The 21615-nt window shown below is 57.3% G+C and carries 26 protein-coding genes, 1 tRNA gene and 2 pseudogenes; 12 read left to right on the top strand and 17 right to left on the bottom strand.

What is annotated here, in order from left to right; all coding sequences use genetic code 11:
- The 6 genes and pseudogenes from Q0239_RS02075 to Q0239_RS02050 form a co-directional block, all read right to left on the bottom strand.
- Positions 1 to 215, bottom strand: a pseudogene (locus Q0239_RS02075) (capsular biosynthesis protein); the annotation flags it as partial.
- Positions 216 to 423: 208 nt separating this feature from the next.
- Complete coding sequence (locus tag Q0239_RS02070) at positions 424 to 1920, bottom strand: XrtA system polysaccharide chain length determinant (RefSeq protein WP_298597651.1); 1497 nt, start codon at positions 1918 to 1920, stop codon at positions 424 to 426.
- Positions 1921 to 1939: 19 nt separating this feature from the next.
- Positions 1940 to 2581: an XrtA/PEP-CTERM system exopolysaccharide export protein gene (locus Q0239_RS02065; protein WP_298597648.1), complete on the bottom strand. Its 642-nt coding sequence runs from the start codon at positions 2579 to 2581 to the stop codon at positions 1940 to 1942.
- Positions 2582 to 2762: 181 nt separating this feature from the next.
- Positions 2763 to 3806 (bottom strand): bifunctional DNA-binding transcriptional regulator/O6-methylguanine-DNA methyltransferase Ada, encoded by a 1044-nt coding sequence (ada, locus tag Q0239_RS02060; RefSeq protein WP_298597645.1) that lies wholly within the window; start codon positions 3804 to 3806, stop codon positions 2763 to 2765.
- A 1-nt stretch (position 3807) separates the two neighbouring features.
- Positions 3808 to 4275, bottom strand: coding sequence for a DUF1203 domain-containing protein (locus Q0239_RS02055; protein WP_298597642.1), 468 nt, complete (start codon positions 4273 to 4275; stop codon positions 3808 to 3810).
- A gap of 82 nt (positions 4276 to 4357) precedes the next feature.
- On the bottom strand, positions 4358 to 5026 hold the full coding sequence (locus tag Q0239_RS02050) for a dienelactone hydrolase family protein (RefSeq protein WP_367276063.1): 669 nt from the start codon (positions 5024 to 5026) through the stop codon (positions 4358 to 4360).
- 294 nt (positions 5027 to 5320) lie between these two features.
- On the opposite strand from Q0239_RS02050, the gene Q0239_RS02045 reads away from it, so the two are divergent.
- Genes Q0239_RS02045 through Q0239_RS02025 form a run of 5 tightly spaced genes read left to right on the top strand, consistent with a single transcriptional unit; the run spans position 5321 to position 10230 of the window.
- A complete protein-coding gene (locus Q0239_RS02045; protein ID WP_298597637.1) occupies positions 5321 to 5887 on the top strand; it encodes a F0F1 ATP synthase subunit delta in 567 nt (188 codons plus the stop codon).
- 3 nt (positions 5888 to 5890) lie between these two features.
- A complete protein-coding gene (gene atpA / locus Q0239_RS02040; RefSeq protein ID WP_298597635.1) occupies positions 5891 to 7420 on the top strand; it encodes a F0F1 ATP synthase subunit alpha in 1530 nt (509 codons plus the stop codon).
- A 12-nt stretch (positions 7421 to 7432) separates the two neighbouring features.
- Positions 7433 to 8311 (top strand): F0F1 ATP synthase subunit gamma, encoded by an 879-nt coding sequence (locus tag Q0239_RS02035; RefSeq protein WP_298597632.1) that lies wholly within the window; start codon positions 7433 to 7435, stop codon positions 8309 to 8311.
- 27 nt (positions 8312 to 8338) lie between these two features.
- Positions 8339 to 9928: a F0F1 ATP synthase subunit beta gene (gene atpD / locus Q0239_RS02030; protein ID WP_298597630.1), complete on the top strand. Its 1590-nt coding sequence runs from the start codon at positions 8339 to 8341 to the stop codon at positions 9926 to 9928.
- A 47-nt stretch (positions 9929 to 9975) separates the two neighbouring features.
- On the top strand, positions 9976 to 10230 hold the full coding sequence (locus tag Q0239_RS02025) for an ATP synthase F1 subunit epsilon (protein WP_298597627.1): 255 nt from the start codon (positions 9976 to 9978) through the stop codon (positions 10228 to 10230).
- A 13-nt stretch (positions 10231 to 10243) separates the two neighbouring features.
- Here the strand turns inward: Q0239_RS02025 and Q0239_RS02020 are convergent, their stop codons facing one another.
- Positions 10244 to 10699 carry a DUF6265 family protein gene (locus Q0239_RS02020; RefSeq protein ID WP_298597624.1) on the bottom strand — a complete coding sequence of 152 codons (456 nt, stop codon included), beginning with the start codon at positions 10697 to 10699 and terminating at the stop codon, positions 10244 to 10246.
- On the bottom strand, positions 10696 to 11589 hold the full coding sequence (locus Q0239_RS02015; RefSeq protein WP_298597621.1) for a DMT family transporter: 894 nt from the start codon (positions 11587 to 11589) through the stop codon (positions 10696 to 10698). The genes Q0239_RS02020 and Q0239_RS02015 overlap by 4 nt, the downstream gene beginning before the upstream one ends.
- Before the next feature lie 197 nt (positions 11590 to 11786).
- Here Q0239_RS02015 and Q0239_RS02010 point away from each other — a divergent pair, with 197 nt between their 5' ends.
- A complete protein-coding gene (locus Q0239_RS02010) occupies positions 11787 to 13337 on the top strand; it encodes a CpaF family protein (RefSeq protein WP_298597618.1) in 1551 nt (516 codons plus the stop codon).
- A gap of 100 nt (positions 13338 to 13437) precedes the next feature.
- Positions 13438 to 13758 (top strand): hypothetical protein, encoded by a 321-nt coding sequence (locus Q0239_RS02005; protein ID WP_298597615.1) that lies wholly within the window; start codon positions 13438 to 13440, stop codon positions 13756 to 13758.
- A 206-nt stretch (positions 13759 to 13964) separates the two neighbouring features.
- Here the strand turns inward: Q0239_RS02005 and Q0239_RS02000 are convergent.
- Positions 13965 to 14041: transfer RNA gene (locus Q0239_RS02000), tRNA-Arg, on the bottom strand.
- A 438-nt stretch (positions 14042 to 14479) separates the two neighbouring features.
- Here Q0239_RS02000 and Q0239_RS01995 point away from each other — a divergent pair.
- Entirely contained in the window at positions 14480 to 15370 is an 891-nt protein-coding gene (locus Q0239_RS01995; protein WP_298597612.1) for a hypothetical protein, read from the top strand.
- A 211-nt stretch (positions 15371 to 15581) separates the two neighbouring features.
- Here the strand turns inward: Q0239_RS01995 and Q0239_RS01990 are convergent, their stop codons facing one another.
- The 4 genes and pseudogenes from Q0239_RS01990 to Q0239_RS01975 form a co-directional block, all read right to left on the bottom strand.
- Positions 15582 to 16064: a DUF1178 family protein gene (locus Q0239_RS01990; RefSeq protein WP_298597609.1), complete on the bottom strand. Its 483-nt coding sequence runs from the start codon at positions 16062 to 16064 to the stop codon at positions 15582 to 15584.
- Between the two features lie 4 nt (positions 16065 to 16068).
- Positions 16069 to 16329: a glutaredoxin 3 gene (gene grxC, locus Q0239_RS01985; protein WP_298597605.1), complete on the bottom strand. Its 261-nt coding sequence runs from the start codon at positions 16327 to 16329 to the stop codon at positions 16069 to 16071.
- Between the two features lie 43 nt (positions 16330 to 16372).
- Positions 16373 to 16918 (bottom strand): ComF family protein, encoded by a 546-nt coding sequence (locus Q0239_RS01980; protein WP_298597657.1) that lies wholly within the window; start codon positions 16916 to 16918, stop codon positions 16373 to 16375.
- Positions 16919 to 16927: 9 nt separating this feature from the next.
- A pseudogene (locus tag Q0239_RS01975) lies at positions 16928 to 17125 on the bottom strand (double zinc ribbon domain-containing protein); the annotation flags it as partial.
- 160 nt (positions 17126 to 17285) lie between these two features.
- On the opposite strand from Q0239_RS01975, the gene Q0239_RS01970 reads away from it, so the two are divergent.
- Complete coding sequence (locus tag Q0239_RS01970) at positions 17286 to 18005, top strand: methyltransferase domain-containing protein (protein WP_298597602.1); 720 nt, start codon at positions 17286 to 17288, stop codon at positions 18003 to 18005.
- On the opposite strand, the gene Q0239_RS01965 is transcribed toward Q0239_RS01970, so the two are convergent.
- Entirely contained in the window at positions 17994 to 18392 is a 399-nt protein-coding gene (locus Q0239_RS01965; RefSeq protein ID WP_298597654.1) for an NUDIX domain-containing protein, read from the bottom strand. The genes Q0239_RS01970 and Q0239_RS01965 overlap by 12 nt on opposite strands.
- A gap of 100 nt (positions 18393 to 18492) precedes the next feature.
- Here Q0239_RS01965 and Q0239_RS01960 point away from each other — a divergent pair, with 100 nt between their 5' ends.
- The 3 genes from Q0239_RS01960 to Q0239_RS01950 all read left to right on the top strand — a co-directional run bounded on the left by Q0239_RS01960 (position 18493) and on the right by Q0239_RS01950 (position 19517).
- A complete protein-coding gene (locus Q0239_RS01960; RefSeq protein WP_298597599.1) occupies positions 18493 to 18669 on the top strand; it encodes a Flp family type IVb pilin in 177 nt (58 codons plus the stop codon).
- Between the two features lie 102 nt (positions 18670 to 18771).
- Positions 18772 to 18936, top strand: a complete 165-nt coding sequence (locus Q0239_RS01955; RefSeq protein WP_298597596.1) for a Flp family type IVb pilin — start codon at positions 18772 to 18774, stop codon at positions 18934 to 18936.
- A gap of 173 nt (positions 18937 to 19109) precedes the next feature.
- Entirely contained in the window at positions 19110 to 19517 is a 408-nt protein-coding gene (locus Q0239_RS01950) for a PilZ domain-containing protein (protein ID WP_298597593.1), read from the top strand.
- 4 nt (positions 19518 to 19521) lie between these two features.
- Here Q0239_RS01950 and pgl read toward each other — a convergent pair whose 3' ends face one another.
- From pgl to Q0239_RS01935, 3 genes are all read right to left on the bottom strand, one after another.
- Positions 19522 to 20229, bottom strand: a complete 708-nt coding sequence (gene pgl, locus Q0239_RS01945; protein ID WP_298597590.1) for a 6-phosphogluconolactonase — start codon at positions 20227 to 20229, stop codon at positions 19522 to 19524.
- Positions 20230 to 20246: 17 nt separating this feature from the next.
- Positions 20247 to 20861, bottom strand: a complete 615-nt coding sequence (gene eda, locus Q0239_RS01940) for a bifunctional 4-hydroxy-2-oxoglutarate aldolase/2-dehydro-3-deoxy-phosphogluconate aldolase (RefSeq protein WP_298597587.1) — start codon at positions 20859 to 20861, stop codon at positions 20247 to 20249.
- A 9-nt stretch (positions 20862 to 20870) separates the two neighbouring features.
- A partial coding sequence (locus Q0239_RS01935; RefSeq protein ID WP_298597584.1) for a glucokinase occupies positions 20871 to 21615 on the bottom strand: 745 nt, incomplete at its 5' end.

Raw genomic sequence — 21615 nt, 5'->3', positions numbered from 1 at the left:
CAGATCAGAATGCGTTCGCCATGTTCAATGGCATCGAAACCCTTGCCGCCGCGCGCAGCCAGCAGAAGCTGGCGTTTGACGATGCGGAATTCTTCAGACAGGCCTGTGACTGGACCTTCTGGATCAATATAATTGGCGGCACGCAATGCATCGCGATCGATATGGACGCGCTGTTTGGCACGGCCAGAAGACGGACGCACAACGGGTTGCGGCATAACAGGTGCCGCAGCGGGCGCGGCAACCGGAGCGGGCGGTGCTTTAGCAGCTTCGGGTTCAGCAACGGGCTGCTGGGCGGCTCCACCGGGGTAGCGTCCTTGGCAGGGCCGCGCAGCGCAGCGCCGAAATCATAAAGTTCATTGGCGCGTTCGAGCAGCGACGCAGGCGGCTTTATCGGGCTGTGCTTGTTCATTTTTTCAGGCCCCTTCATGCCGCAATGCCACGCTGGATGAATTCAACCACCAGCAGCAGCGCGAAGACACCGACAAGCCCGCTTGTTGCGCCGACGAACATCTTCATCTTGCGCTTGCGCTCCTCACGTTGCGCGCTGGTCAGCATCTGCGAGATCGCTCCGATCACGGGCAGCCCGCTTGCCTTTTCCAGCTTGGCGGCGGTCGGGAAGCTGGTTTGCAAATGGCCGAGCGCAAAGGCTACGCCTGCCCCAGCACCCAAGCCTGCAAACAACACCAGCGCCAGCAACAACGGACGGTTGGGCTTGGCTGGCGCAGAAGGCACGCCGGGTTGGTCCACAACCTCGAACTGCACCGTGCCGGTTTCATTTTCCACCTGCCCGCGTAGGCGGATCGCTTCGCGGTCGGCGAGCAGTTTATCATATTGGGTTTTCAGCACCTGATAATCCTGGCTGATTCGCGAATATTCGGCGGAAAGCCCCGGCTGCGAAATTTGCTTTGCCGTATAGTCGCTGATTTCGGCCTGCAGTGCGGTTTTGCGCGCGGATAGAGCCGTCACCGATGCCTGGCGTTCGGCCAGCATCGACTGAAGCGAAGCATAAGCAGGGTTTGGCATTCCGCCACCACCAGCCGAAGCCCCTGCCCCTTGCGAGCGCAAAATCGCAATCTGGTTGCGTATCGCAATAACATCGGGGTGGTCGTCGGTGTACCCGCGCGCCTTCATCGAGGCGAGGTCGTTTTGTGCCGATGCCAGCGGACTGCCGCCTCCGCCGACACCTGCCAGCGAGCGGGGGGTTCCGGCCAATTGGCTGCTTAGCGCCGCCACGGCACTGCGCGCCTGAATCAGCTGCGTGTCGATCTGCGACATTTCAGCACGCGCGGCCTCCATGCGAGTCGAGGCCGAACCGGCACCCGGCAACATGCCCAGATTCTGCGTTTCAAAGGCAACGCGCTTGGCTTCTGCCTCAGCCAATTCCTTTTGCCGTGCTTCGAGCTGGGCATCGAGGAACTTGAGCGTCTTCGAGGTTTCGGCGCGGTCGCCTGCGATATTCTCTTCCTCGGCGATGTCGATCAACTTTTGCACAACATCCCGCGCAACACGCGGAGATTCGTGCATCGCGGTGATCGAAAAAACATTCTCATTTGTGGGGTCGGCCTTAACCGCGATATTCGGACGCAGCGCGGAAATGGCGCTCGCAAGCTCGGCTTCCGACACTACTGTGCGACCGATATCCGTGCCCTTGACCACACGCTCCAGATTGGCGGATGAACCCAATGACTGCTGCAATTGCTCAACGGCCTTGCGGCGTTCACCAGCCGTAATACCCACCTTTTCGGAAAGCACCGACTGCGGACGCACCATGATCCGTGCGCTCGATTCATAGCTGGCAGGGATCAGTGAGACGACCAGCCAGCCCAGCAGGCACACACCCCAGGCGATGGCGAGCGCCAGCCAGCGGCGGTTCCACACGCTGTGGACGGCAATGCGCAGTTCGTCATACAATCCGTTCATATCGCTGTGTCGCTACCCTTTAGAACATACTTTCGGGGATGATGATGACATCGCCCGGCTGGAGGAGGACATTGGCCTTGCTGTCACCGCGGCGTATCAGGTCATTAATGCGCAGCGCATATTCCTGGCTTTTGCCGGTAGCTTTGTTGAAGCGAACGAGACGCGCCTTGTTGCCCGCGGCATATTCAGACAGCCCGCCGACCGCGATCATTGCATCGAGCAAGGTCATATCGGCACGGAAGGGGATCGATGCCGGCTTTTCGGTCGCGCCAACAATCCGTACCTGCTGATTGTTGGTCGCGGCAAATTCGTTGACGATCACCGAGACGATCGGATCGTTGATATATTGCGACAATTGCAGCTTGATATCCTGCTGCAGCATCGTTGCTGTCTTGCCTGCGGCTGGCATGTCGGTGATCAAAGGGGTGGTGATGCGGCCATCGGGGCGCACCTGAACCTTCGCGCCAAGTTCCGGATTGCGCCAAACAAAGATTGTAATCTGGTCAAGCGGACCGATGATATATTCGTCGCTTACCTGCTGTTGCGCGGGAATCGTCGGTGCCGGGGGCAGATTCGATCCGCCCGTCATCGAACAGCCAGTGATTGCCATGCTGCTTGCGCTGAGTGCGAGCAAAGCCTTGAACTTCAATGACTTGTTCATTCCCATATCCTTCCAGTCCGCGCGAAAAACAGCTGCTTTCGGCGGAAATCCAAGCTGCACTACGCACAGCATCGCATTCCCTATGGCGGAAAAGGGTGAACAGACCGTTAGTCTTAAAGCGTCAGAAATGTAAAATCCCTGATATGCCGCCAAAAAGCGCGAATCCGCGCTATAGCGGAAGTTATAGCATGGGAATTTGCGGCGAGTCAGCCGCGCCTTCGCGTTCGAGCAGCTTTACCTTGCGGTCGAGGCCATAGGCATAACCGCCAAGGCTGCCGTCGGTACGAACGACGCGGTGGCAGGGGATCAGGACCGCAACATTGTTCGCGCCGTTTGCGGACCCTGCGGCACGAACCGCTTTAGGTTTGCCAACAGCGGCAGCAATGTCGGCATAGCTTCTTGTTTCGCCAACCGGGATGCGGCGTAACTCCTGCCATACCGCCTCCTGAAACGCAGTGCCTGCCACATCGAGCGGCAGATCGGGCATGCGCGAGGGGTTTTCAACGGCTTGAACCGCGCCCTCAATCAGCGCCTGTGTCGTCGCATCTGCGGGCAGAATTTCCGCTTTTGGAAAGCGATCCGCCAAAGCCTCCTCGCCTTCGTCGAAAGACAGGCGGCAGATACCTTTTCCAGTCGCAGCGACCAGCATCTGTCCCAGCGATGTCGATACCACGGCCCACTGGATGACCGCCCCTGCTCCGCCATTTTTCCAAGCGCTCGGTGTCATCCCCAAACGTCCTTTGGTGTCTTCATAAAATCGGCTCGGCCCAGAATAGCCTGCTTCGTAAATCGCATCGGTCACCCGCTCCTCACTCGCCAGCGCGTTAGCGGCCCGCTTAGCGCGCTCGGCTCGGGTGAAGGCGGCAGGCGTCACCCCGGTTGCGCGCTTGAAAAGGCGGTGAAAATGATGCGGCGCATAACCGACCGCTTCCGCCAATTCTTCCAGTGCGGGCGGCTCTTCGGCGCGCAACAGATTCAGGGCTTTTGCCATCGCCGCCTCATCACGCGCAACATCGTCGGGCACACATCGCTTACACGCCCTCAGCCCGGTCGCCCGCGCGGCTGCACCATCGACGAAGAAGCGAACATTGGTGCGCGCGGGATGCCGAGCAGCGCAGCTGGGACGGCAATAGATTCCGGTGGTCAGCACACCGGTGACAAAGCGCCCGTCAAAGCTGCGGTCGCGGCGCAGCACGGCGGCCCAGGCGGTATCGGCGTCTATCATCTCAGGTCCGTTCTATAGCTGCCGAAAAGCATCCATGCGCGGCGTTATGGGCGTGAATATAGGCGATTTCCTCACCCGCGAAAAGTTCACGGATGCGCGCATCCGCCTGCCCGGGTAACGCCAAGGCTGCTTCACGCAGATTTCCTTCCGCATCAAAGCCGCGCAACGCGATCGGCCGGCCTTCAAACACCGGCGGCGTCTCATCGACATATTCGGCAACCTGCTGTGCTGTCTCGCGAACATAGACTGCGTAAGCCGAGCGATAGGGCGTCGCGACATCATGGCTGACATGATGGAACAGAATCAGGCTTTCGCCTTCCGACGCATCTTCCAACGACACGCGGCAGGGAAAGCCCTTGCTTGCGGTCGCGGTAACGCGGCGGGCATTGACTGCGGCCAGTTCGGTATCGTTCATCGCAAACAAATGGGCATGGGCAGCGGGAAGCAATCCGGTAATTTTGTAAGTCATGGCTTCATCCTCATCGTTGATGTGGATTTAGCATCTAACCGCCTTGGAAACCGCCTGCGTCCCGATTCTTGCTTTCAAAGTTTCAGCCGCCGCAGGCCTTGAACAAGGCCAGCGTCCTTTCCCGCGCCAATTCGGAACTGGGCTCGTGATAATCCTTGCGCCGGTCGCTGTTGAAACCGTGATTGGCGTCGTAGATGAATATCTGCGCCGTCGGGTGCGCCTTTTCGATCAGCGCCTCGACGCCCTCCATCGGAATGCCCTGATCGAAGCGGCCGAAATGGGCGATGGTCGCACAGCGCGGGGCGGGATCGGCAAAGATCGTTGGAACCATGCTGCCATAATAGCTGCTAGCCGCCGCCAGATCCGGGCTGATCTGTGCCATCCGCCACGCGACCGAACCGCCATAGCAATAACCGGTGATGAATACGGGGCCTTTGTCTTTTAAGGCATCAATGCAGGTCTGGGCATCAGCCAGCGACTGATCAAACGGGTGCAGTTTGCGCGCCAGTTCCACCGCGCGCTCAAATTCGGGGCCGGTATAGTCGCATTCGAAACCGGGATCTTCGCGGTCGAACAAGGCGGGGGACAGGACTTCATAGCCATCGGTTGCATACTCATCGCACAAATCGCGGATGTGATCGGTAACGCCGAAAATCTCCTGGATCAGGACCAGCCCGCCTTTGCGCTCACCCTCCGCTTCAGCGTGATAGACGGCGATTTCTGCGCCGTCGGACATTTTCATTTTGATCATTTGCCCCATGGCGCATCCTCCCGTCACTTCGTCATTCCCGCGAAGGCGGGAATCCATCACCTAAGGCAAAGGCATAACGCAACCATTGTTGAAAAGGAAAGCTCTGGTGATGGATTCCCGCCTTCGCGGGAATGACGAGTTGGTGGTGGCTTGGGCTTCAATGAAAACAACCCCAATCCCTATCTTGCATCGCAGCAAATCCCCTGCTACCGGCCCCTCGACTTTGTAAGGGAACGATTCCCTTGCGCTTCAGTCGCGACATATATTCCAGTCTGTACAGGGACACGAAAACGCGTGGATAACTCCGGCGGCAATCAGGCTAATGTGCAAGCCAGTCTTGCAGGGCGGTACGCTACCGCTTTGTTCGATCTGGCACGCGAGGCAAAGGCAATCGACGCAGTCGAAGCCAGCCTTGCAAAGGTGCAGAAAGCCCTGAACGAATCGAGCGATTTTGCCTCGCTCACGACCAACGCCTCGATCTCGCGCGATGCCGCCAAAAAGGCTGTTGCTGCGATTGCCAAGGTTTTGAAGCTCGATGCGCTGACCGCGAAGACGCTGGGCGTTCTTGCTGAAAACCGTCGTCTGGCTGAAACCGCCGGCGTCGCCCGCGCATTCGCCTCGCTCGCTTCGGCGCATCGCGGCGAAATCACTGCTGAAGTGACCAGCGCGCATGCACTGTCGGCTGCGCAGATGAAGTCCCTCTCGGCAAAGCTGAAAGAGCGCGTCGGTCGCGATGTCGCGATCAGCGCCAAAATCGATCCCACGATCCTCGGCGGCCTGACCGTCAAGATCGGAAGCACCCTGATCGACAATTCGATCAAAACCCGTTTGAACTCCCTCGCGCAAGCGATGAAAGGCTAAACCATGGATATCCGCGCCGCAGAAATTTCAAAGGTCATCAAGGACCAGATCGCCAATTTCGGCACCGAAGCAAAAGTGAGCGAAGTCGGCTCCGTGCTTTCGGTGGGTGACGGTATCGCCCGCATCCACGGCCTCGACAATGTCCAGGCCGGTGAAATGGTCGAATTCGCCAACGGCATCAAGGGCATGGCGCTCAACCTCGAAGCGGACAATGTCGGCGTCGTGATTTTCGGTTCGGACGCGGAAATCCGCGAAGGCGATACCGTAAAGCGCACCGGCACCATCGTGGACGTTCCGGTCGGTAAGGAACTGCTCGGCCGCGTGGTCGACGGCCTTGGCAACCCCATCGACGGCAAGGGCCCGCTGAAGACCACGAAGCGCGCCCGCGTTGAAGTAAAAGCCCCCGGCATCATCCCGCGCCAGTCGGTGAACGAACCGGTGCAGACCGGCCTCAAGGCACTCGACGCGCTCGTCCCCGTTGGCCGCGGCGAGCGCGAATTGATCATTGGTGACCGCCAGACCGGTAAGACCGCCGTCGCCATCGACACCTTCATCAACCAGAAGGGCGTCAATCAGGGCAAGGACGAATCGAAGAAGCTGTACTGCATCTATGTCGCCGTCGGCCAGAAGCGCTCGACCGTCGCACAGATCGTCCGCGCACTCGAAGAACAGGGCGCGATGGAATATTCGATCGTCGTCGCTGCAACCGCTTCGGAACCTGCTCCGCTCCAATATCTCGCTCCGTACACCGGCGTGACCATGGGCGAATTTTTCCGCGACAACGGCATGCACGCCGTGATCGTTTATGACGACCTTTCCAAGCAGGCCGTCGCTTACCGCCAGATGTCGCTGCTGCTGCGTCGCCCGCCGGGCCGCGAAGCCTATCCCGGCGACGTTTTCTATCTCCACAGCCGCCTTCTTGAGCGTGCCGCAAAGATGTCGGACGCCAATGGCGGTGGTTCGCTGACCGCACTGCCGATCATCGAAACCCAGGCCGGTGACGTTTCGGCCTACATTCCGACCAACGTGATTTCGATCACCGACGGCCAGATCTTCCTTGAAACCGACCTTTTCTATCAGGGTATCCGCCCTGCAATCAACGTCGGTCTCTCGGTCAGCCGCGTGGGTTCGGCTGCACAGACCAAAGCGATGAAGAAGGTGTCGGGCTCGATCAAACTCGAACTCGCCCAGTATCGCGAAATGGCGGCCTTCGCCCAGTTCGGCTCGGACCTTGATGCTTCGACGCAGAAGCTGCTCAACCGCGGTGCGCGCCTGACCGAGCTTCTGAAGCAGAAGCAGTATAGCCCGCTGCCGTTCGAAGAGCAGACCTGCTCGATCTTCGCCGGCACCAACGGCTATCTCGACGGCATCGCCACTAGCGACGTGACGCGCTTTGAAGAAGCGATGCTCGCAGACCTGCGCGCCAATCATGCCGACGTGCTGAAGGGCATTCGCGATAGCCGCGACTTCAGCGACGACAGCAAGAAGGCACTGGTTGCCGCACTCGACAAGTTTGTGAAGACTTTCGCCTGATCGGATCGTTAGATGGCTAGCCTAAAGGCCCTCAAAATACGGATCAACTCGGTCAAATCGACCCAGAAGATCACCAAGGCGATGAAGATGGTCGCCGCCGCGAAGCTGAAGCGCGCGCAAGAGGCTGCTGAAGCCTCGCGTCCTTATGCCGAGCGTTTGGAGAAGGTGGTTTCGTCCATCGCTTCCAAGGTCACCGTCGGCCCGCAATCGCCCAAGCTTCTTGCCGGAACGGGCAAGGACGATGTCCACCTGTTCGTCGTCGCTACCAGCGACAAGGGTCTGGCTGGTGCGTTCAACACCAACATCGTCCGCCTCGCCCGCAAGCGCGCCGACGAGTTGAAGGGCCAGGGCAAGACCGTCAAATTCTACACGATCGGCAAAAAGGCCAAGGACGGACTTGTCCGCTTCTATCGCAATGACATTGTCGAAAGCGTGGAACCCGGCGATCTGGGCAAGCTCGGCTATGACGCCGTCAAAGGCTGGTCGGACGATTTGATCGCACGCTTTGAAGGTGGCGAATTTGATGTCGCGCACCTGTTTTTCAACAAATTTGTCAGCGTCCTGACGCAGGAGCCGACCGAATTGCAGCTGATGCCGGTTGCGCTGTCTAACGACAACGCGCCTGCTGGTGCATCGGCCTCGGTCGAATATGAACCCGATGAGGAAGAACTCCTCGCCGACCTGCTGCCGCGCAATGTTGCGGTGCAGCTGCTGCGCGCCCAGCGCGAAAATGCGGCGTCGGAACAGGGCTCCAAGATGACAGCCATGGACAACGCCACGCGCAACGCAGGCGACATGATCAACAAGCTGACCATCCAGTACAACCGCAGCCGTCAGGCCGCGATCACCACCGAACTCATCGAGATCATTGCTGGCGCCGAAGCGCTCTAACCGTTCAAAGGCAAGGAAAAGACAGACATGGCAACCGCCCCGAAGAAAACCGCTGCAAAGGCTGCCCCCAAGGCGGTCGCAAAGCCCGCCGCTGCAAAGGCTGCGCCGAAGGCTGCTGCCAAGGCACCGGCAAAGAAAGCCCCCGCTGCAAAGGCAAGCGGCGCAACCAAGCTGAACGTCGCTGGTGCAACCGGTCGCGTTTCGCAGGTTATCGGCGCTGTCGTCGACGTCAGCTTCACCGGCACGCTGCCTGCCATTTTGTCGGCACTCGAAACCGATAACAACGGCAACCGCCTCGTCCTCGAAGTGGCGCAGCATCTGGGTGAAAACACCGTGCGCACCATCGCGATGGACTCGACCGACGGTTTGACCCGCGGCCAGCCTGTCCGCTCGACCGGCGCGCAAATCTCGGTTCCCGTCGGCCCCGCCACGCTCGGCCGCATCCTGAACGTAGTCGGTGAGCCGATTGACGAGCAGGGCCCGGTTGCCACCGATCTGCGCGCACCGATCCACGCAGAAGCACCGCTTTTTGTCGACCAGTCGACCGAAACCGAAATTCTCGTCACCGGCATCAAGGTCATCGACTTGCTCGCACCCTATGCAAAGGGCGGCAAGATCGGTCTGTTCGGCGGTGCGGGCGTCGGCAAGACCGTTCTTATTCAGGAACTGATCAACAACATCGCCAAGGGCCATGGCGGTACTTCGGTGTTCGCCGGTGTGGGTGAACGTACCCGCGAAGGGAACGACCTTTACCACGAATTCCTCGACGCCGGCGTTATCGCCAAGGACAAGGACGGCAACCCGACCCCCGATGGTTCGAAGGTTGCTCTCGTGTTCGGCCAGATGAACGAACCCCCGGGTGCGCGCGCGCGCGTTGCTCTTTCGGGCCTGACCATCGCAGAATATTTCCGCGACCAGGAAGGCCAGGACGTTCTGTTCTTCGTCGACAACATCTTCCGCTTCACCCAGGCAGGTTCGGAAGTGTCCGCACTTCTCGGCCGTATTCCTTCGGCTGTGGGTTATCAGCCGACGCTGGCAACCGACATGGGCCAGCTTCAGGAACGCATCACCTCGACCAACAAGGGTTCGATTACCTCGGTTCAGGCCATTTACGTCCCTGCGGACGACTTGACCGACCCTGCGCCTGCAACCTCGTTCGCCCACTTGGACGCAACGACCGTTCTTAACCGTGCGATTTCGGAACTTGGCATCTATCCGGCGGTTGACCCGCTTGATTCGACCAGCCGCGTTCTCACCGCGTCGGTCGTTGGCGAAGAGCATTATGATACCGCTCGCCGCGTTCAGGAAACGCTGCAGAAGTACAAGTCGCTGCAGGACATCATCGCGATTCTTGGCATGGACGAGTTGTCGGAAGACGACAAGCTGGTCGTCAGCCGCGCGCGCAAGATCCAGCGCTTCCTGTCGCAGCCTTTCCACGTCGCAGAAGTCTTCACCGGCATCGCAGGCAAGTTCGTGCAGATCGAAGACACCGTGAAGTCGTTCAAGGCTGTCGTCGATGGCGAATATGACCACCTGCCCGAAGCTGCCTTCTACATGGTCGGCGGCATCGACGAAGCCGTCGAAAAGGGCAAGAAACTGGCTGCTGAAGCAGCTTGATTTACCTCAGCCCCTCCCGCTCGCGGGAGGGGTAAGGATAGAAAAACATGGCACTGAATTTCGAACTCGTCACCCCTGAACGCCTCGTCCGCTCGGAAGAGGTCTATATGGTCACCGTCCCCGGCACAGAGGGCGATTTCGGCGTGCTCGAAGGGCACAGCCCGATGGTCTCTACGCTGCGCGCAGGCGAGGTGGCGATTTACAAGACGCAAGGCGCAGCGCCCGAAACCATCGCGCTTGACGGCGGCGTGGCCGAGGTCAACGAAAACGGTCTGACGATTTTGGCCGAAAAGCTGGGTTAATTCCGGATATCCGTCAAATACCGCCCATCGGATCAAAACCGAACTTAACGGCTCTGCTGCCATCAAGCAGCGAAATTTCTGCCATCAATGCTTTCCCGTCGCGCCAATAACGGATGCGTTGTGGATAGTCGTGCTGCGCATTTTCAAAGACAATTTCGTTCGCTGCGGTCTTCACCGCAGCAAACCGCACCGGCTTCTGATCGGCCGCTATGGCCCAGAAAGCCAATTGCCCATCGGTTTCGCGCATGATGCGCATATGCTCCCAAAAGCCGAGCTGATTTCCGCTACCCGAACGACTGGATCCAATCATGATGCCCCCGCGGGGTGGGGTCCAGAATTCGTCGGCCCATTTTGCGCCGTCGATTTTTTCCCAGGCTCCGGTCATCCAGCCAGGCATGTCCTGAACCGACGGTTCGGCGAAAACTGCAACCGGCGATAAGGCCAAAACAACGCCTAACGTGATCCTCATCTTGCAGCAGCTCCTAACATCCGCCGTTGATTGTGCCACATAATCAAGCCCGCGCAAATAATCAGTAGTGAGCCACCCAGCGCAAGCGCATCCGGGAAATGCCTGAACAGCAAGGCATCGATCAAAAGGGCGACCGGCAACTGGATATACACCGCCTGCGCGGCGTCTGCGGCGGTTCCTCTGGTGGTTCCCAAATAGATCAACCAATGCGCGGTGCTGGCAGTGACGGCAACAATTGCGCAACGCAGCACGACGGACCAGTGCGGCCAGCCGACGCTCAATTGTTCCGCACCTGATATATTCCCTGCAAAGGCAACTATCAGCAATATTGGCGCGGCAACGGTTGCGAGCGCCCATTGAAGCGCCATAGGAGATCCCGATCCCGCCGCCAGCCGGTTCAGGATCATCATCGTTGCGAAGAAAAACGCCGCAACCAATGGCAGAAACGCAACTATGCCCAATTCCGCCAGGTTGGGCCGCAGGACCATCGCGACACCCGCTAATGCCAGGAATGTCGCCACCCATGCGATCGGGCGCATATGTTCGCGGAGAAAAAGGGCAGATAACAGCGCAGTAATGATTGGGCTGGCGAACACGATCGCTGTCGCCTCAGCCAGTGGCAGCAGAAAAAGACTGAAGAAGAACAGGCATGATGATGCGGCGATCGAAATGCCCCGGCCCAGCTGAATCAGGGGCTTACCTACCCGGAGAGCCGCCTTGCCCTGCGAAGCCAAAACGAAGCTGGCCAGCAGCGGAACGGCGATGGAAAAGCGCAAGGCTGCTATCGCAGTGGCTGGCCATAACCCAGCCATCGACTTGATGATGGCGTCGCCACAAGTCAGCAGGGCAAAGCCCGCAAGTGCGAGTGTGAATCCGGACGAATGACGCATTTGATACCCTGAAATCGCTGCTTGAAACGGCAAAACTAAATGCCGCAATTGGCTAGGCCTTAGCGGTCGGTAGCGTTCCTTCAAGCAGCAAGTTCGTTCGTCTTCGTCATGGCCGGTTGGCTGTCATTACCCATTTATTCACCATTTCACGATAGCAACGCGGTCAACAGTGACTTGCAACAGCATATGGGGTTCCAGTGAGCGCATTTGGCAAACGACCGGGATTGAACAACAGTCGACCTGCGTTCGGCGTCGCCCGCCCAATGTCCGGCGGCTCATCCGCTGCACCGAGCAACCCGTCCGCTGCGCCTGCAGCCTATCGCCCGGAGCAGGGCGCGCCGCAGGTACCGTCTGCGGGCGGCGAGCAATTCCCACCTATTGATGCGCTCGACATGAATGTTGCGTCGGCGCCGATGAGCGACGCAATGTCGCGCTTGGCCGAACGTGCCGCGGGCACGAACGAAGCTGCCGCCGGCGGCGAAGGTTTTGAGGCTTCGGTGCACAAGATCAAAGAACAGGTGCTTCCGCGCTTGCTCGAACGCGTTGATCCCGAAGCGGCGGCGACGCTGAACAAGGAAGAATTGACCGAGGAATTTCGACCAATCATCCTCGAGGTTCTCGCCGAACTCAAACTGACGCTGAACCGTCGCGAGCAATTTGCTCTTGAAAAGGTTCTGGTCGACGAACTGCTCGGCTTCGGTCCACTCGAAGAATTGCTGAACGATCCCGACATTTCGGACATCATGGTCAACGGCCCGTTCCAGACCTATGTTGAAAAAAAGGGTAAGCTGCAGCTTGCCGGTATCCAGTTCCGCGATGAAGAACATCTGTTCCAGATTGCCCAGCGAATCGTGAACCAGGTTGGCCGCCGCGTTGACCAGACCACGCCGCTTGCAGACGCCCGTTTGAAGGACGGCAGCCGTGTTAACGTTATCGTGCCGCCATTGTCGCTGCGTGGTACCGCAATCTCGATTCGTAAATTCTCCGAAAAGCCGATCACCATCGACATGCTCAAAGGCTTCGGCTCGATGAGCGAGCATATGGCAACGGTTTTGAAAATTGCTGGTGCCTGCCGCATGAACATCGTCATCTCCGGCGGTACGGGTTCGGGCAAAACGACCATGCTCAATGCCCTGTCGAAAATGATCGACCCGGGCGAGCGCGTGCTGACGATCGAAGACGCGGCCGAACTTCGTTTGCAGCAGCCTCACTGGCTACCGCTTGAAACTCGCCCGCCAAACCTTGAGGGCGATGGTGCGATCACCATTGGTGATCTTGTGAAGAACGCCCTGCGTATGCGCCCTGACCGCATCATCCTCGGCGAAATTCGTGGCGCGGAATGTTTCGATCTTCTCGCCGCCATGAACACCGGTCACGATGGCTCTATGTGTACGCTCCACTCGAACAGCCCGCGCGAATGCCTTGGCCGTATGGAGAACATGATTTTGATGGGCGACATCAAGATCCCGAAGGAAGCAATCTCGAAGCAGATCGCTGACTCGGTCGACCTGATTGTACAGGTGAAGCGTCTACGCGATGGTTCACGTCGCACGACCCAGATCACCGAAGTTATCGGGATGGAAGGCGATGTCATCGTGACGCAGGATCTGTTCAAATTCGAGTATCGCGATGAAGACGCCGATGGGAAAATCATCGGTGAATTCGTTTCGGGCAGTGTACGGCCTTATACGCTGGAAAAGGCCCGTCAGTTCGGGTTCGACCAACCCTATCTGGAAGCCTGCCTGTAACTTAGGGCAAATTGGCGATGCGGCGCGAATTCTGCTTGCATCGCCAAAGCATGCTGCATTAGCTTGTCCCTTCCGGAATTCATCCGGGGAGGAAAGTTGCATGAAAAAATTCACCAAAGTAGCGGTCGCTGCGATTTTGCTCGCCCCGCTCGCTGCCTGCGGCACCCAGGAAGCTGATCAGGCTGCTGAAGAAACCGGCGAAGCTGTAGAAGCAACCGGTGAAGCTGTTGATGCGGCTGCTGAAGAAGCAGTTGATGCCGCCGAAGGCGCAGCCGATGCGGCTGGCGACGCTGCCGCCAAGGCTGGCGAAGAAATGAAGGATGCTGCCGGTGACGCCGCTGCAGCAGCCGGTAATGCCGCCGAAAAGGCAGGCGATGCTGCCAAGGCTGCCGGCGATGCCGCCAAGGAAGCTACGAAGTAAGCTTTCGAAATTTTTCCAGAGAGCCCGCCCGGCACCGCCGTGGCGGGCTTTCTTTTTATGCAGCGCCTGCAGGCTGGTGCACCCGACAGGATTGGCCTGCGCTGACGCTCCGGCCGTCTCCGCCGCTCATGCGGCTCCGACTCCGATAGCTCCGGGTCCAAAGCCAACTGTACCAGCTTTCCGACGCCAAACTGGCATCGGCAAGCTGGTGCACCCGACAGGATTCGAACCTGTGGCCCCCAGATTAGGAATCTGATGCTCTATCCTGCTGAGCTACGGGTGCGCCTTGAAAAACCTCGGTTTTACTGAGGTTTTGGCTAGTTACGCTGCTTATCAATGTCAAGGCAAAGCGGAACAGAGCGGAAATATGCGGCACAGAGCGGCACATCATTGGCACACTTTTTGGCACACCAAGGCGGATCCAAGCTAGCATTTAGGGGGGAAGATTATGCCCAATGTCATTGAACGAAGGTCTGAGCCATTGCGATATGGACTTCAATCTACGGTCAATCGGAAACTTGTTTGCATTCTTCAAATTTCCAATGGTCGGATTCTTCTGTCTGACGGCGCGCGAAGTTGGTGGGAGAAACCTCACCCTTATTTGAAATGGACTGTTGTTCCAGCATCAATGGGACAAACGTACTCATCAATAGTCGAAGCAAAACAGGTCGCAAAAATTTTGAGTTCGCCATAAAACCTCTTCGATAGAGAAGAGGATCCCGTGTTTACAAATGCGCCTGCCATGGTGGAAAACCGAATTAGGAGTTTTCCGATAAACTTAAAATCATACGGCTTGCGTTATTACAGCGCAGCCTTTGGCCTTATACCTTATTATATATCTCAGCCTGGTATTATTTTTGACAACGACGATTTTTTTGGCTTTGAAAAGCCATTCCCAAACGGCACAAACTGGGAATACATTGCTCGCGTTACCCAATTTGCTGCCATGCTTTTTCAATTACGAAACGAGCCGGGCTTTGGTGAAATTTGCAGAAGACTTGCAACCCGGAACTTAAAACAAGCTCATTCGGAACTTTCGGCTGCAGCAATTCTTTTTCAACATGATTTAGTCGTGGATGCGCGGCCAGAAATCGGGGTTGCCAAGAGAGATTTCGATTTCTCGGTAAGCAAACTGGGCAATTCCATAAATGTTGAAGTTTGGATGAGCGAAAGAAAGCAGTTTGACGAACAGGTCTTGTTATCGCGCTTGAATGATAAGCGTAAACAGCTGCCAGCTGATGCACCCGCGGTGTTGATGTGCATCTTTCCAGAGCACTGGCACAATCAGGTAGAGGGGCTAAATTTTAGATTTGACCATGTCACTGAAAAATTTTTCAGAGGAACCAGCAGGATAAACTTCGTTGTCTATGTTCATGAGGAAGTCTGGGACGACGAAGCAACCGGAGGGGGATACCTAACTACAAATGCGTACGCTATCCCACATCCTAATCCGCGTCACCCGAACAGCTACCTAATTGAAACGCTTTTGAAGGGGCCGAATGCACATAATGAGATCGAGCAATTCATAGCATCTCCCAAAACTGTGAATACGCGACAATCCCATGATGAATTCCACAGATGGGTGAATTGGCTGATTGACGGAGCCATATGAAAAACTGGCCTTCACAGCGCGAGTGCCAGAAATTCTTTATTTCTCATATATTTAATAATGTTTGAAAAAGGCACAAATGCGGCACACTTTTCATTTTTTGTTATTTATTTTCAATATGTTAATGATAAAATTATCAGATTAGGAATCTGATGCTCTATCCTGCTGAGCTACGGGTGCGCCGCCTTAGCCTTAGCCGCGCCCGTTTGAAGCGTCAATTTTTGGCTTCGGGCGGGACGAAGGGCAGCGGTAAGGGGGCGACCGATATACCCTCGTCATGCAACTCGCGGGCGTCATTGATTGTTGCGTTTCCATGTATGATGCGATCTGGTGCGTCGCCATAATGGATTGCCCGTGCCTCATCGGCAAAACGATCCCCGACCCAATCCGATTTCTCGAGCATTTTGGCCTGCATTTCGGCAACTTTGCCAATCATCTCGACCATTTCTGCAGGCATTTCGGGCATATTGGCAAGCGCAACAGCCTCTGCCCCGTCGTCGCTTCTCCGGGCGCTTGGCTGTTGATTACCTTTGCGGCCTACATTGGGCGCCATAACCGCCTTGGCGACTTCCGCATCGCCGCACACGGGGCATGCCAAAAGCCCTTGCGACTTTTGGTCGTCAAAGTCGGACGAAGAACCGAACCAGCCTTCAAATCGATGTTCGCCTGCCTTGCAAACGAGATCATAGGCAATCATGCCGTCAATGCCCCGCCAGCATAGGGTCAAGTTTGCCGGATGCATTGAGCGCCATCAGATCATCGCAGCCTCCGACATGATGGCCATCGATGAAGATTTGCGGAACCGTTGTCCGTCCGTTCGAGCGGGCCAGCATGTCTTCACGCGCCGGGCCGCCACTGGCATCGCGTTCAATATAAGCGACCCCTTTGGCATCAAGCAGCGCCTTCGCCCGATAACAAAACGGGCAGGCAAATTTTGTGAAAATTTCAACATTCGCGCTCATGAATTTTATGTGGGTGGGCTCGGGCCGCTAGTCAAGTATGCGTTTAGGCTGAAACACCGGTTTCGAGCGCCTCGGGCAGCACCCTGGCCCAACAGAATATCGTAACGCTGGCGGCGCCTGACTTCAGCAGCGCAGCAACACAAGCGTCAGTGGTTGCACCGCTGGTGTAGACATCATCGACCAATATCACCGGCTTGCCAGCAATCTTCGCCTGTTGCCGCTCGTGCACGGCAAAGGCACCTTTGACCATCGCCGCTCGTTCACGTGCAGACAATCCACCCAGCGCCTGCGTACGCCGCGTTCGCCGTAACGCATCGGGGCAGTGTTCGAGGCTGGATATGCGCGACAATTCCTGGGCAATCAGCGCGGACTGGTTATAGCGTCGTCGCCAAAGCCGCGTCCAATGCAAGGGCACCGGCACCAATATCGCGCCATCGGGCAGATCTGCGGTATAGCGGCGCAACTGGCCCGCAATAAGACGCGCAAGACCTATCTTACCGCCATGTTTCAGTTTCAGCGCGATCTCGCGCGAAATATCGCCATAGGCCACAGCGGCCTTGATACCCGAATGACGCGGCATTTGCGTCATACACGCAGCGCATTGCACCGCTTCTTCTCCGGCAAATGGCAGGGGCAAATCACATGTTGCGCAGGCGGGTTGGGACAGGAAGTTGAGCTGTTGCCAACATTGCAGGCAAAATTGGTGGGCATCGGTCGTCAAGATACCGCATGACGGACAGCGCGGCGGCAGAGCAAAATCGACAATCGCCTTCAAAGGAAGCGTCAAAGCCTGCATATCCCACTTGTCGGCTATAATTGCGCAGGGCACAAGGCGTGAGATGAGCCCCTCCGCACCTCCAGAAATTTTTGACCGCCGCCGTCGCCTCGCCATGCGTCAACGCGGGGCACATCGAAAAGGAGCCGGACATTTTCTTTGGGAGATTCTGGCCGATGACTTGAACGATCGGCTCAACTGCACCACGCGGCAGTTCGAAAGGGCGCTGATATTGGGCCCGCTTGCCGAGCAGGCTGCGTCCATTTTGAGCGGAAAGGCCTCCGAATCGGTCGCGCTGCCTTTCGCCGAGGAAGATCAGCTCGGGATTGAACCGGGCAGTTTCGATCTCATAATATCGGCAGGTACGCTCGACAGCATCAACGACCTGCCCGGCGCAATGGTCCAAATACGAAGGGCATTACGACCAGACGGTTTATTTCTCGGCGCGCTGTTCGGCGCAGGCACACTCGCAGGTCTGAAGAGAGCGATGATGCTGGCCGACGGCAACCGGGCCAGTGCCCATGTCCACCCGCAGATCGAGCTGCGCACTGCAGCCGACCTGCTCGCGCGCGCCGGCTTTACCATGCAGGTTGCGGATAAGCTCGAAACCGAAGTCTTTTATCGTGATTGGCGAACTTTGATTTCCGATCTTCGCGACGCCGGGATCGGTAACAGCCTTGCAGGTACCAGACCCTTTTTGGGGCGCGCCTATCTAGAACGATTGGATGCAGCATGGGCTTCATTACAGAACGCCGACGGAAAGGTCCCAGAACGTTTCGAGTTTCTGCACCTCAGCGGCTGGGCTCCGTCGCCGGATCAACCCAAGCCTGCTGCCCGCGGCAGTGGGCAGGTCTCGCTTGCAGCGTTATTTGACAAATCGGAGAAGAATTTACGGCCTTAAAATTCGCTCTAGCAGCCCGAGCAAGGGTATATCCGCCGGAGGCATTTCCAAATCCTCCATCTGGGACAGGGTGAACCAGCCCAATTCCTGCCCTTCAACAGATTGGGGAAGTTTTTCCCAAATACGGCAAGTATAGAGCAATAGCAGCAGATCCTTGCTTCCGATCGCGGCACTCGCAAAGCAGGCTGGCAGCAAATTTTGCGGTTCAACATGAATGTCGAGTTCCTCCGCGAGCTCTCTGGCCAGCGCCGCCTCCGCCTGCTCACCCGCTTCCAGCTTGCCGCCCGGAAATTCCCAAAGGCCAGCCATATCGCGGCCTTCCGGCCGTTTTTGCAGCAGAATTCGCCCATCAGGACGGAGCAAAGCGACAGCAACCACAATCAACATTGTCGGATTTTTTTTCAACTTCTCTTCCGTTGGAAAGTTTTTGTTAACGCCTCTGTGGAAAAACGCGAGCGTCGTAACCATGACATGACAGGACCAAATCATGTTGAAGCTATTTCGAGGCATCGCAAGTTGCCAAATGGGCGCGACGGCAGTGGAATATGGACTGATACTGTCATTGCTGGTGATAGCCATCATGGCTTCGCTCAGCAATGTCGCAGACTCCACTACCAATATGTGGAATGGCGTTTCGAACGACATTACTGAAGCCAGCGACTAATCGCCGGGTTAACGATTTGGTAGGAGAGTCTGTTTTATCAGTTCAGTGACAGTTGGAATTTTGTCTGGCTGCCAGGGTGAATAGTTGAACAGGAGACCTGAGATGAAAATGATCAAAAAGCTTTTCAAGAATGAAGAAGGCGCAACCGCAATCGAATACGGCCTGATTGCCGCTCTGATCGCTGTCGCTGCAATTGCTGCGATGTCGAGCCTCGGCGACAACCTGTCGAACACCTTCAACGACGTGAACAACGAACTCGACGGCTAATCCGTCAGTTTCGCCTGATCCGACCGGATCAGACGTCTGAAGAAAACGGGGCGGGAACCATTTGGTTCCCGCCCTTTTTCGTTCAAATTCCGAACGATGCATTAACCAATTGGCGACCAATTGTTGATAGCAAGAGTTTTACTGTCACCAAATATTGCACCCGAAAAGGCGCCATGAACAAACCGGTTGATCCCATGGAAACTGAAAACGCCACTGACAAGTCGCGGGCACAAGACCGCAACAGCTTGTTTATGAAAGCAGTTTTGCGTTTCCCGACGAGCGGGACACAGGGTGAGGTGCGCGTTCGGAATGTGTCTTCGGGTGGCTTGATGGCAGAGGCGCCGGTGCAGGCGATTCGCGGTGAGGCCGTAGAAGTTAATCTGAAGAATTTGGGCTGGGTGACCGGGAAAGTCGCATGGGTCGCCGAATCCCGCTGCGGCATAGCTTTCGACTATCCGATTGATCCGAAAGCGGCGCGGCAGCAAATCGGCGGCAACAGCAACGACGACAATATCCCGCATTATCTGCGAAAGTTGAACAATCAGGCGCTTACGCCCAAGGCCCCTCTACGCCGAATTTGAAGGCTCAGCCGTTGAGGCAATATATATCGACTGGCACAGTCAGTGCGTCGATCAAACGCCCGACCGGATAGGCTGATTTCTTACCCTCCTCGATAGCCTGCTCCAACACCTGCTGCTTTTCAGCACCATTGATGACCAACATCGTTGTGCGCGCCTCAACAATCGCTGGAACCGTCAGCGTGACGCGATCAACAGGTGCCTCGGGAGGTAATGGATCGGGACGCACACCTATAGCACGAACGCCCTTGGCCGGGTTCATCGCCTCTTCAAAATCAGGGCCCGGGAAAATTGATGCGGTATGCCCGTCTCCGCCCATGCCGAGCCACACCAGATCAGGCGGCCAATGCAGGTCTGAGAGGCGCGCATTGGCAGCACCGCCGGCAAGTTTGTAGTCGGCGGCCTCGCTGTTCAGCGGTAGAACTCGTGCACCTTTGGGCAGAAAAATCTTTGCCAGCATTGCAACGTTCGACAGCGGATCGCTGACCGGCACCAGCCGTTCGTCGGTCGGGATGATCGTCACACCCTTCCAGCGCAGCGGCGCTTGGGCGAGCTTTTCGAGAATGGGCTTGGGTGTATTACCGCCGGGAAAGGCCACCAGTGCCTGCCCGCGCGCATCGAGCGCGCTTTCGATGATGAAAGTTACGTCACCGACGACACCCTCGATAAACTCTTCTGCCGAATCAAATTCCCACCACTCGATTTCTTCGGCCATGTACCTTTTCCTTTGGCTTAGCGCGCCAACGCAGCGGCTGCGCGCGCCGCAGCCTCAATCGCTGCGACATCGGGGGCTCCTTTAGCAACAAGCCAGCTTCCGCCAACACATAAAATCTCTGGTACCGCTAGCCAGTCGGCGGCAGTGTCTTGCCGGATGCCGCCTGTGGGGCAGAATTTGCATTGGCCGAAGGGGCCGATGAGCGATTTCAGCGCCGGCAGACCGCCATTGGCCTCTGCCGGAAAGAATTTGAAATGGGTCAGGCCAAGGTCAAGCCCGCGCATTATGTCACTGGCGTTGGCGACGCCGGGAAGGAAGGGAATGCCTTTCGCCACCGCCGTAGTGCCCAGCTTTTCCGTAAGCCCCGGCGAAACGATGAATTCACTGCCCGCGGCAATGGCGCTTTCCAGCCCTGCGACATCAACCACTGTTCCGACGCCGACAATCGCACCAGGCACCTTTTTCATTTCGCGAATGGCATCAAGGCCTGCTTCGGTACGCAGCGTTACTTCAAGAACGCGCAAGCCGCCCGCCACCAGCGCCTCGGCAATCGGTTTGGCATGGGCCACATCTTCGATCACCAGAACTGGAATCACCGGCGCGGTGCGCATGATGGCTTCTATGGGTTTCATTTTACGTCCTTATCCATGCTGGCGGGCAAAGGCAGCCGCCGCACCAAACAGCCCCGGTTGTGGATGGGTAATCAGCTTTACCGGAAGGCCTGCCATCAATCCCTCAAACCGCCCCTTGGCGCGAAAACGTTCTGCAAAGCCCGAACGCAGCAGCGTATCCTTGATACGCAAGCCGAGCCCGCCCGCGATTACTACCCCGGCAAAACCGCCCTGCGCCAACGCTATATCGCCAGCGACACTGCCCAGCGAGAGGCAGAACCGATCTACGGCGGCGGCCGCGAGGCTGTCTTCACCCGACGTGCCGAGCGCCCACAATTCCTTGTCATCCAGCTGCTGGATCGCCCTGCCCTCTATGCTCGCAAGCGTTTCATATATTTCGACGAGGCCGGGCCCTGATACAACGCGCTCGACCGATACGCGGCGATAACGTTTACGCAGCTTCGCCAGTACCGCATCCTCTATGCTGTCGAGCGGTGCAAAGTCGATATGCCCGCCTTCGGTTGCCTGCACATGATAATGCCCACCCGTGCGCAGCAGATGCGCAACGCCCAAACCGGTTCCGGGGCCGATAATGCTTATAGTGCCGGTCGCAGCTAGAGGCTGGTCGGGGCCGCAGAGAGGGAAAAATTGTCCGCCACCGCCCGGCCCCACAGCAGGCCCAACCGCCTCGAAATCATTGACCAGCGTATAGGCTTCTACCTTGAGCTTTTCCTTGATCAGGGCGGGGCGGATAATCCACGGATTGTTGGTGAAC

The organism is uncultured Sphingorhabdus sp. (assembly GCF_937872355.1).
Lineage (GTDB): Bacteria > Pseudomonadota > Alphaproteobacteria > Sphingomonadales > Sphingomonadaceae > Sphingorhabdus_B.
The sequence above is the reverse complement of the archived record's forward strand: the minus strand, read 5'-3'. Positions and strand labels throughout refer to the sequence as shown.